Annotated in this window: 10 protein-coding genes; 9 read left to right on the forward strand and 1 reads right to left on the reverse strand. The window is 67.1% G+C overall.

From position 1 onward, the window contains the following. Positions 1 to 13 precede the first annotated feature (13 nt). The 5 genes from O1Q03_RS28340 to O1Q03_RS28360 are packed head-to-tail and all read left to right on the forward strand — an operon-like array spanning position 14 to position 5,542. Positions 14 to 1,909, forward strand: coding sequence for an amidohydrolase (locus O1Q03_RS28340; RefSeq protein WP_269507342.1), 1,896 nt, complete (start codon positions 14 to 16; stop codon positions 1,907 to 1,909). A 1-nt stretch (position 1,910) separates the two neighbouring features. Beyond that, entirely contained in the window at positions 1,911 to 2,357 is a 447-nt protein-coding gene (locus O1Q03_RS28345; protein ID WP_269507343.1) for a DoxX family protein, read from the forward strand. 37 nt (positions 2,358 to 2,394) lie between these two features. Further along, entirely contained in the window at positions 2,395 to 3,312 is a 918-nt protein-coding gene (locus O1Q03_RS28350) for a glyoxalase (RefSeq protein ID WP_269507344.1), read from the forward strand. Beyond that, complete coding sequence (locus O1Q03_RS28355) at positions 3,309 to 4,004, forward strand: YoaK family protein (protein ID WP_269507345.1); 696 nt, start codon at positions 3,309 to 3,311, stop codon at positions 4,002 to 4,004. The genes O1Q03_RS28350 and O1Q03_RS28355 overlap by 4 nt, the downstream gene beginning before the upstream one ends. After that, the gene (locus O1Q03_RS28360; protein WP_269507346.1) at positions 4,001 to 5,542 is read left to right on the forward strand and encodes an alginate export family protein; all 1,542 of its coding nucleotides are present in this window, start codon (positions 4,001 to 4,003) and stop codon (positions 5,540 to 5,542) included. Before O1Q03_RS28355 ends, O1Q03_RS28360 begins: the two co-directional genes overlap by 4 nt. A 113-nt stretch (positions 5,543 to 5,655) precedes the next feature. On the opposite strand, the gene O1Q03_RS28365 is transcribed toward O1Q03_RS28360, so the two are convergent. Further along, entirely contained in the window at positions 5,656 to 7,242 is a 1,587-nt protein-coding gene (locus O1Q03_RS28365; RefSeq protein WP_269507347.1) for an acid phosphatase, read from the reverse strand. A gap of 223 nt (positions 7,243 to 7,465) precedes the next feature. Between O1Q03_RS28365 and O1Q03_RS28370 the strand changes: the two genes are divergently transcribed. From O1Q03_RS28370 to O1Q03_RS28385, 4 genes are all read left to right on the forward strand, one after another. Then, positions 7,466 to 8,815, forward strand: coding sequence for a cytochrome-c peroxidase (locus tag O1Q03_RS28370; RefSeq protein ID WP_269507348.1), 1,350 nt, complete (start codon positions 7,466 to 7,468; stop codon positions 8,813 to 8,815). A gap of 125 nt (positions 8,816 to 8,940) precedes the next feature. Next, positions 8,941 to 9,327 carry a hypothetical protein gene (locus tag O1Q03_RS28375; RefSeq protein WP_269507349.1) on the forward strand — a complete coding sequence of 129 codons (387 nt, stop codon included), beginning with the start codon at positions 8,941 to 8,943 and terminating at the stop codon, positions 9,325 to 9,327. Positions 9,328 to 9,338: 11 nt separating this feature from the next. Then, positions 9,339 to 9,809, forward strand: a complete 471-nt coding sequence (locus tag O1Q03_RS28380; protein ID WP_269507350.1) for an NUDIX hydrolase — start codon at positions 9,339 to 9,341, stop codon at positions 9,807 to 9,809. Positions 9,810 to 10,269: 460 nt separating this feature from the next. Next, positions 10,270 to 10,750 (forward strand): contractile injection system protein, VgrG/Pvc8 family (locus O1Q03_RS28385; RefSeq protein WP_269507351.1); only part of this gene is annotated, 481 nt, incomplete at its 3' end.

The raw sequence follows: 10,750 nt of genomic DNA on the forward strand, positions 1-10,750 counted from the left end.
TCGGGAACACATCATGAGCGCAACCGATACTCAACCGGATCTCATCCTGCACAACGGGCGCATCACGACGCTCGATCGTGCGAATCCCGTCGCGACTGCCGTCGCGATCAAGGACGGCCGCTTCGTCGCGGTCGGCAGCAACACGGAAATCATGCCGCTCGCGGGCCGTGCGACGAAGGTGGTCGATCTCGACGGGCGCCCGGTGCTGCCGGGCCTGATCGACAACCACACGCACGTGATTCGCGGCGGGCTGAACTACAACCTCGAGCTGCGCTGGGACGGCGTGCGCTCGCTCGCGATCGCGATGGAGATGCTCAAGCAGCAGGTCGCGATCACGCCGGCGCCGCAGTGGGTGCGCGTGGTCGGCGGTTTCACCGAGCATCAGTTCGCGGAGAAGCGCCTGCCGACGATCGACGAGCTCAATGCGGTCGCGCCCGATACGCCGGTGTTCATCCTGCACCTGTACGACCGTGCGTTGCTGAACGCAGCCGCGCTGCGCGTCGTCGGCTATACGAAGGACACGCCGGAGCCGCCGGGCGGCACGATCCTGCGCGACGAGGCGGGCAACCCGACGGGCCTGCTGCTCGCGAACCCGAACGCGACGATCCTCTATGCGACGCTCGCGAAAGGGCCGAAGCTGCCGTTCGAGTATCAGTACAACTCGACGCGTCACTTCATGCGCGAGCTGAACCGGCTCGGCGTGACGGGCGTGATCGATGCGGGTGGCGGCTCGCAGAATTATCCCGACGATTACGAAGTGATCCGCAAGCTGCACGACGCGGGCGAGATGACGGTGCGCATCGCATACAACCTGTTCACGCAGAAGCCGAACGCGGAGAAGGAAGACTTCGTGAACTGGACGAAGAGCGCCAAGTATCACGACGGCACCGACTATTTCCGCAACAACGGCGCGGGCGAGATGCTGGTGTTTTCCGCGGCCGACTTCGAGGATTTCCGCGTCGCGCGTCCGGATCTGCCCGCGCAGATGGAAGACGATCTCGAAGGCGTCGTGCGCGTGCTCGCGCAGAACCGCTGGCCGTGGCGCATGCATGCCACGTACGACGAAACGATCAGCCGCGCGCTCGACGTGTTCGAGAAGGTGAACCGCGAGATTCCGCTGGACGGGCTGAACTGGTTCTTCGATCATGCGGAAACGATCTCCGAGAAGTCGATGGACCGGATCGCCGCGCTCGGCGGCGGTATCGCGGTGCAGCACCGGATGGCCTACCAGGGCGAGTACTTCGTCGAGCGCTACGGCGCGCAAGCCGCCGAGGCGACGCCGCCGGTCGCGAAGATGCTCGGCAAGGGACTCAAGGTATCGGCCGGCACCGACGCGACGCGCGTCGCGTCGTACAACCCGTGGGTGTCGCTCGCGTGGCTCGTGACGGGCAAGACGGTCGGTGGCCTGCGTATGTATCCGCAGCGCAACCTGCTCGATCGCGAAACCGCGCTGCGGATGTGGACCGAGTACGTGACGTGGTTCTCGAACGAGGAAGGCAAGAAAGGGCGCATCGCGGTCGGGCAGCTCGCCGACCTGGTCGTTCCGGATCGCGATTTCTTCACCTGTGCGGAGGACGATATCGTCGACACGACTGCATTGCTGACGGTGGTGGGCGGCCGGATCGTGTGGGGTGCCGGGCCGTTCGCGTCGCACGACGCGCCGATTCCGCCCGCGATGCCGGACTGGTCGCCGGTGCGCGCATACGGCGGCTACGGCGCGTGGGGCGCGACGCAACGCGACGGCGCACCGCTGCAACGGGCTGCTGCGACGGCCGCCGCGGGATGCGGCTGTTCGACCGCGTGCAACGTGCACGGTCACGCGCATGCGGGCGCGTGGGGCCGCGCGTTGCCGACCTCGGACGCGAAGGGCTTCTGGGGCGCGTTCGGCTGTTCGTGCTGGGCGGTCTGACATGACGACGCGCACCGTCTACGGCAACCCGGCGTGGGTCCGTGCGCTGCTGTCGCAGCCATGGGCCTTGCCGCTCGCGCGTCTCGCGCTGGTATCCGCCTTTCTGATCGGCGGCGTCGCGAAGGCGCTCGATTTCGACGGCGCGGTCGCGGAGCAGGCGCATTTCGGCCTGCATCCGCCCGCGCTGTGGGCGGTGCTCGCGATCGCGGTCGAGATCGGCGGCTCGCTTTGCGTGGTGTTTCGCCGCTTCACGTGGCTCGGCGCCGGCAGTCTCGGCATGCTGACGCTCGTCGCGATGGTCGTGGCGAACGATTTCTGGAATCGCACCGGCGCCGAACACTTCATGGCGCTCAATAGTTTTTTCGAGCATCTCGGGTTGATCGCGGCACTCGTGCTCGCGACCGTGCTCGACGATGCACCGCCACGGGCCATCGACGGCCGCGGCTGATGCATCGGGCCATTCAATAAAACATAGGAATCCTTTCATGAAATTCATTCGTTCAGTGCTGCTTGCCGCGATGATCGCGGGCGGCCTCGCCGTCGCGCCGGCAGCATTCGCGAAGACGCCGGTCGCGAAGGCCGTCGCGACGCCCGCGATCGCGGTCGGCCCGCAGTACGACACGACCCACGTATGCGTCGCACCGGAAGATTTCGACCGCTTCACCGACAGCTTCGTCGCGACGTTCGGCGGCAAGAAGTCGAAGCAGGGCGTGTTCCAGGTCACGCCGACGCCGAGCCAGACGATGTCGCAGCTCGTGCTCACGCCGGTCGGCACGGTGTCGGTGTTCGGCTTCAAGACGCCGATTCCGTATCCGTTCTGTTCGGAGCGCACCGGCTATCTCGTGACCGATATGGACGCCGCGGTGAAATCCGCACGCGCGCACGGCGCCGACGTGATCGTCGACACGTTCCCCGATCCGATCGGGCGCGACGCGATCGTCAGCTGGCCGGGCGGCGTGAACATGCAGCTGTACTGGCACACGCAGGCGCCGAACTACGACGCGCTGCAGACGGTGCCGGAGAACCGCGTGTACGTGTCGCCGGAGCGCGCGGATGCGCTGGTGCGCAACTTCGTCGCGTTCTCGCACGGCAAGGTCGTGTCGGACGTGCGCAACGCGCCGGGGGTCGAAATCGGCCGCCCGAACGATACGTATCGCCGGATCCGCATCGAATCGGGCTTCGGCAAGATGACCGTGTTCGCGACGGACGGCCATCTGCCGTATCCGTTTGGGCGCGAGATGACGGGCTATGAAGTCGCCGATCTGGCCGCGACGCTGAAGCAGGCACAAGCGGCGGGCGTGAGCGTGCTCGTGCCGCCGTTCGCGTCGGACGCGCGCGAAGCGGCGCTCGTGCAGTTCCCGGGCGGCTACGTGGCCGAGATCCACGCGAGCGCGGCGCGATGAAGCACGAGGACACGATCCTTGCCGCGGTCGCCGGCTTCGTCGACACGCTGAGCTTCGTCGCGCTGTTCGGGCTGTTCACCGCGCACGTGACCGGCAACTTCGTGCTGATCGGCGCGGGCATCGCGGGGTTCGGCCAGGGCGTCGTGCTCAAGCTGAGCGTGTTTCCGGCATTCGTGTGCGGCGTGATCGCGAGCAGCCTGATCGCGCGCTCGATGTCCGCCCGGCCGGCGTGGCAGGGTACGCGCGTGCTGCACACGGTGCAGGCCGTGCTGCTGCTCGGCTTCTGCGCGGCCGGCGTGTGGGCGTCGCCCGTCACCCAGCCGGACAGCCTGCCGGCGCTCGTGGCCGGCATCGTCGGCACGTTCGCGATGGGCGTGCAGAACGCGCACCCGCGCGTGATCCCGCGTGCCGGCGTGCCGAACACAGTGATGACCGGCAACGTGACACAGGCGATCCTCGACGTCGTCGACATGCTGTCGGCCGGCACGGCCGACAGCGCGCGTGCGGCCGCGCGGGCGCGCTTCGGCAAGATGCTGCCGGCGATCGTCGCGTTCGCGCTCGGCGCGATCGGCGGCGCGCTCGGGTTTCGCTACGTCGGGTTCCTCGCGCTGCTGTTGCCCGTCGGCGCGCTCGCGGTGCTTGCGGTGTGCGCGGCGCAAGCGGCCGCCACTGTGAAGCAGGAGCATGCATGATCGCGGTGAGACAGCGGAGACATCGCGGCCATCGCGTCGATCGGGCCGCGCGCGTGTCGATCGTCGCGGGGCTACTGCTCGCGGGCGCCGATGCGGCGTGCGCGCAAGCGGCGGCAACGTCGGAACCGGCGTCGGCAACGACACCGGCACCAGCACCAGCACCGGCAACATCGACAACGACAACGACATCGCCCCCCGCGGCCGACAGCACTGCTTCGACCTGCACCGCCAAGCGGCCGGTCGTGCTGTTCAATCGCTGGCAGGAAGACTGGTCGGTGCTCGCGAATCCGTGCGTGCCGCGCCAGCCGCTCGACGGGCTGAAATACATTCCGCTCGGCAATGATCCGGTCTCCTATCTGTCGCTCGGCGTGAATCTGCGCGAGCGGCTGGAGACCAGCGACGCGCCGCTGTTCGGGATCGGCTCCGCGCGATCGGATACGTACGTGATCCAGCGCGTCGAAGTGCATGCCGATGCGCATCTCGGCCAGCACTGGCAGTTCTTCGTGCAGCTGGAGGATGCGCGTGCGTACGGCAAGAACGCGGTGTCGCCGGTCGACAGGAATCCGCTCGATCTCGAACAGGCGTTCGCGACCTACACGGGCGCGCTCGGCGGTGGCACGTTCAAGTTCCGCGTCGGCCGGCAGGAGATGGCATTCGACTTGCAGCGTTTCATCGCCGCGCGCGACGGTCCGAACGTGCGGCAGGCGTTCGACGCGGTGTGGGCCGACTACGAATACGGCAAGTGGCGCTTCATCGGCTATGCGACGCAGCCGGTGCAGAACCGTAACGCGTCCGACTTCGACGACGTGTCGAATCGCGACCTCACGTTCAGCGGCCTGCGCTTCGAGCGCCAGTCGGTCCTTGGGGGCGACCTGTCCGGCTACTGGTCGCGCTACAACCGCACCAACGCGCGTTACCTCGATGCGAGCGGCCCCGAGCGTCGCGACGTGTGGGACGTGCGCTACAGCGGCACGCAAGGGCGCTTCGATTGGGATCTCGAAACGATGCTGCAGAGCGGTACGGTCGGCAGCAGCACGATCGGGGCATGGGCCGTCGGTTCGATCGTGGGCTACAAGCTCGATGCGCCGTGGTCGCCGCGCATCGCGCTGCAGGTCGACGCGGCATCGGGCGACCGGCATCCGGGCGACGGCCGCATCAGCACGTTCAACCCGCTGTTCCCGAACGGCTATTACTTCACGCTCGCCGGCTATACGAGCTACGCGAACCTGATTCACGTGAAGCCTTCCGTGACGCTGAAACCGTCGGCGAACCTGACGCTGCTCGGCGCGCTGGGGTTCCAGTGGCGCGAGACGACCGGCGATGCCGTCTATCAGCAGCCGAACATACCGGTGCCGGGCACGGCAGGCAAGGGCGGCCTGTGGACGGGCATGTACGTGCAGCTGCGCGCGGACTGGACCATCGCCGCGAACCTGATCGGGTCGGTCGAGGCCGTGCATTTCCAGGTTGGCGATGCGATCCGTCAGGCGGGCGGGCACAACGCCGACTATGCGGGCGTCGAGCTGAAGTATGGGTGGTGACGCCGGCGCGCGGCAACCCGCACGCGGCATGAAAAAGGGCAGCCCCGCGGGGCTGCCCTTCGTTCATCCGGGCCGGCAGCGTGGCCGGCCCGTTCGCGGTGATGGCGATGCCGTTACAGGTTCGGCGACAGCGCGAGCGCGTTCGTCAGGTCGCCCATCGGCTGCGCGCCGTTCGCCTTCAGCGCGTCGTCGCGCTGCTGCAGGCCCGCGAGGCGCGGCAGCGAGAAGCGGCGCGTGATGAAGCGCAGGATCGAGCCCGTGTCGTACTGCGTATGGTCGACGAAGCCCTTCTTCGCATACGGCGACACGATCAGCGCCGGAATGCGGGTGCCCGGGCCCCAGCGGTCGGCATTCGGCGGCGTCGCGTGATCCCAGAAGCCGCCGTTTTCGTCGTACGTGACGACCACGACCATGTTCTTCCATTGCGGGCTGGCCTGCAGGTGCGCGATCACGTCGGCGATGTGCTGGTCGCCGGACGTGACGTCCGTGTAGCCCGGGTGCTCGTTCAGGTTGCCTTGCGGCTTGTAGAACGTGACCTGCGGCAGCGTGCCCGCATCGATCGCCTTGATGAACTCGGCGCCGTTCGCGCCGCCGTCGAGCAGGTGCTGCGCACGGCTCGCGGTGCCCGGCGCCTGGTTCGCGTAGTAGTTGAACGGCTGGTGGTGCGGCTGGAAGTTCGGCGTCGACAGGTCGGCGCCGTAGATCACGTTCGACGTGCCGTTCTGGCTCGCCTGCAGCGCCTGGCCCCAAGCGCCGGAATACCACGCCCACGACACGCCCGCGCTGGTCATCAGGTCGCCGATGTTGGTCGCCGTCTGCGGCGGCATCGTCGACGGATTGGCCGGGTCGGCGAGCAGCGGGTCGCCGCCCGTGGCCGCCTTGTTGCCGCTCGGCTGATACGCCGGCTGCATCGTGTTGATGCCGTAGAAGTCGGGCGTGAGCGCGCCGTCGTTGACGAACTTCGGCGGGCCGCTCAGCGCGGAGGCCGGCGAGTTCGTCGCGACCTTCAGCGACTTGCCGTCGGCGTTCAGGACTGCGATCTTGCCGGCCGCCGGGCTCTTGTCGGCGTTCGGGTAGTACGGTGCGCACGCGCAGATCAGGTACTGGTGGTTCAGGAACGAACCGCCGAACGCGCCCATGAAGAAGTTGTCCGCGAGCACGTACTGCTGCGCGATCTTCCACAGCGGCAGCTTCGACGGATCGGCCGTGTAGTGGCCCATCGTCAGGCCGCCCGCGTCGGTCCATGCGGCGTACATGTCGTTCTTGCCGCCGTTGATCTGCATCTGGTCCTGGTAGAAGCGGTGCACGATGTCGCGCGTCGCGATGCTCATCGACTGGTTGAATCCTTTCGGATCGTCGATCGCGAACGGCGCGTTCGGCAGGTTCGCCGTCATCGCCTCGGTCACCGCCGGCGTGATGCCGGTCGCGGTCAGGCCGCCCCAGATCTTCGGCAGCGTCGCCATCGTCGAGCCGTCGCGATCCTTCTGCACCGAGTTCGCGGCCGTCGCGTTCTGCAGACCGTTCGCGCCCGGGAAGTTGCCGTACAGGTTGTCGAAGCTGCGGTTTTCCGCGTAGATCACGACGACGTTCTTGACGGCCGACAGGCCCTGTTGCGTGACGTCGTCGCCGCCGCAGGCGGTCAGGCTGAGCGCGGCCGCGAGGGCGATCGGCGTGTAGCGAATCCAGGCGTGCTTCTTCATGCGATGTTCTCTCTCATTCGTCGTTGGTCGCGTGTGGGAACCGGGTGGCGGGAGGGCCGGCGCACGAACCTCGCGGTACCGCCCGGCTGCGCGCATTATCTGGAACCGATTTGACAGCCGGGTGTAGGGCCGCTTTCAATTGACTGTCGGTCGAACGTCATTCAACGGTCACGGAACTGACATAAGCTCCGCCCGATTGACCACCGCTACCAGAACAACGACGATGCACACCCTCCTGAAAACCTTCGCGTCCGCGCGATCGCTGATCCCGGCCGCGGCGACGCTCGCGGTGGTCGGCGCGCTCGCGGCGCTCGCCGGTTGCGATGCGCAGCCCGGCACGACTGCATCGGCCGTGTCCGTCGTACCCGCGGCCCAGGCCGCGCCGGCCGCTCCGGCGGTCGCGCCGGCCGGCCAGCCGCAGACGCGCGCGCAGGTGTTCGAGGGCGTGAAGCAGATGACGGCGCTCGGCAAGCAGCTGTTCTTCGATCCGTCGCTGTCCGGGTCCGGCAAGCTCGCGTGCGCGTCGTGCCACAGCGCCGAGCATGCGTTCGGGCCGCCGAACGCGCTGTCGGTGCAGCTGGGCGGCGACGACATGCACCGCACCGGTTTTCGCGCGGTGCCGTCGCTGAAGTATCTGCGCGGCATCCCGCCGTTCAGCGAGCACTTCCACGATTCGCCGGACGAAGGGGACGAAAGCATCGACGCGGGTCCGACCGGCGGGCTGACCTGGGACGGCCGCGTCGATACGCGCGATGCGCAGGCGCGCATTCCGCTCACGTCGCCGTTCGAGATGAGCAGCTCACCCGCGCGGGTCGCGAAGGCGGTTCGCGCCGCACCGTATGCCGACGCGTTCCGCAAGGCGTTCGGCGACCAGGTGCTCGGCGACGACCAGGCGACGTTCAATGCGGTGCTGCGCGCGCTCGACGCATTCCAGCAGCAGCCGGCGCTGTTCGATCCGTACACGAGCAAATACGACGCGTATCTGGCCGGCCACGCGCAGCTCACGCCCGCGGAGTTGCACGGGCTGCAGCTGTTCAACGACGAGAAGAAGGGCAACTGCGCGAGCTGCCACATCAGCCAGCGCACGCTCGAAGGCGGCCCGCCGCAGTTCAGCGATTTCGGGCTGATCGCGGTCGCGGTGCCGCGCAACCGCGCGCTGCCCGTCAATCGCGACCCGCGCTTCTACGATCTCGGCGCCTGCGGCCCCGAGCGCACCGACCTGAAGGGACGCGACGAATTCTGCGGGCTGTTCCGCACGCCGTCGCTGCGCAACGTCGCGCTGCGCAAGACGTTCTTCCACAACGGCGTGTATCACTCGCTCGAGGACGTGATGCGCTTCTACGTCGAACGCGACATCCATCCGGAGAAGTTCTATCCGGTCGTGCACGGCAAGGTGCAGATCTACGACGATTTGCCGAAGCGCTACTGGCCGAACATCAACCGCGAGCCGCCGTTCGACCGCAAGCGCGGCGACGCCCCCGCGCTGAATGCGGCCGAGATCAAGGATGTGATCGCGTTCCTGAACACGCTGACTGACGGATATCAACCGGCGGCCACGTCGGCTGCGCGCTAGAAGACGCCCGTTGCGGCACGCATGCTATGCTCGCTCGCTGAGGGCGTGGCGCGTGCCGGAGGGCCGGCCCCGGTTCGCCGGCCGCGCGCCGCGCCGTTCGATCGAACATCCAAGGAGAACAACACATGTCGATGCGTGCATCCCTTTCCGTCGTCACGCGCGTGCTGGCCGGCGCCGCGTTTGCAGCCGCGATGCTGCCCGCTCATGCGCAAAGCAATCTGGGCTTCCTGAACGACACGCCGCTGACCTACTTCAGCAAGACCGACCGTGCATCGCTGACCAAGGCCGTCGCGCAGGCGCGCGACGAAGGCAAGGACGGCGAGACCACGACGTGGCAGAGCAGCGGCCGTGGCACGCAGATCGATGCGAAGCTCACGCCGTCGACGTCGGAGAGCGACGGCAAGACCTGCCGCGAGATCGCCACCGAAATCGCCGCGAAGGGCCAGACGATGACGCTCAAGCCGGTCTTCTGCAAGACCGCCGCGGGCAAGTGGCAGTTGCAGAAGCGCTGAGCGCGCGTGCAATGAAGCGCAGCGGTGCGCCGCGCACGGTGTCGTGCGGCGTCGTGATTCTCGATGCGGCCGGACGCGTGTTCCTCGCGCATGCGACGGACACGACACACTGGGATATCCCGAAGGGGCAGGGCGAGCCCGGCGAGACGCCGGTCGACGCCGCGCTGCGCGAGCTTCGCGAAGAAACCGGCATCGAATTCGCGCCGGCGCGGCTGCTCGATCTCGGCCGCTTCGCTTATCGTCACGACAAGGATCTGCACCTGTTCGCGGTGCAGGTCGCGGACGACGAGATCGACCCTGCGCAGTGCACGTGCACGTCGCTGTTTCCGAGCCGTCGCGACGGCTCGCTCATTCCCGAGATGGACGCGTATCGCTGGACGGCGCCGAGCGACGTCGACGCGTATGCGAGCCGCAGCCTCGCGCGGCTGTTTCGCACGACGTTGTCGCTCGCGGAGTTGCATCGGCGGTTGGCGGGCGGGTGAGCGGCGCGTGTTCGCTGCTGCTGCGACCTTGCGCGATCAACCGACGACGAATTTTCCTGAAGGGCAGCAGGCAGTCGGTAACGCGACGTGTCGGCCGTTGCTGCCCGTTCTTGATCCGTGAGTCGACGCCGTAATCGGGCCGGTCAGACTCGCGCCGCAATCGGAATTGGTCGCGCGACGGCGGTCTTCTTCCATCATGACGCTGATTGATGGCAGGTTTCGGCAGTCGAGGTGCGCGCTGTAGCGCCCTGAGAACCGTCGAATTCTGACCTGCGCCATCGATCGCTATCTCGCGCGGATCCTCGGATGGGAATCCGGTGCGGCGGCCTCAAACGTGAATACCCGGCAACGTTTCGTGCGAAAGCAGTCGCCGAGACACTCTACTTTCGGATTCGTCCAATAGACATCGATTTCGCAATAGTCAATCGTTGCTGCTTGGCATTCAGCGAGCAGCCCGACTATGGCTATCCAATCCGATCTGCGCTTTACCTTTGCTGTTGGTGACGAGTCGTTCGAGGTCGTCGAGTTCACGCTGCATGAGGGGTTGTCCGAGACCTTCCTGTTGGAGGTCGAACTGGCCAGCGGCAATGCCGCGATCGACTTCGGCCAGGTGCTCGACCACAACGGCCTGCTGACGATCTGGCAAGGCGCGCGGCCGGTGCGCTACGTGCATGGCACGGTGTCGTCGTTCGAGCAGGGGGACACCGGCTTCCGGCGCACGCGTTACTCGGCCGTGATGGAACCGCGTCTGGCACGCTTGAAGCTGTCGTCGGACTGGCGCATCTTCCAGACGCTCAACGTCACCGAGATTGCCAGCGCGGTGCTCAAGGCGCACGGCCTGACGTTGGACTATGAGCAGCGCATCACCAACGAACACTTGCCGCGCGAGTATTGCGTACAGGCCGGTGACACCGACTACGATTTTGTCGAACGCATCTTGC

Source organism: Burkholderia sp. IMCC1007, assembly GCF_027257875.1.
Lineage (GTDB): Bacteria > Pseudomonadota > Gammaproteobacteria > Burkholderiales > Burkholderiaceae > Burkholderia.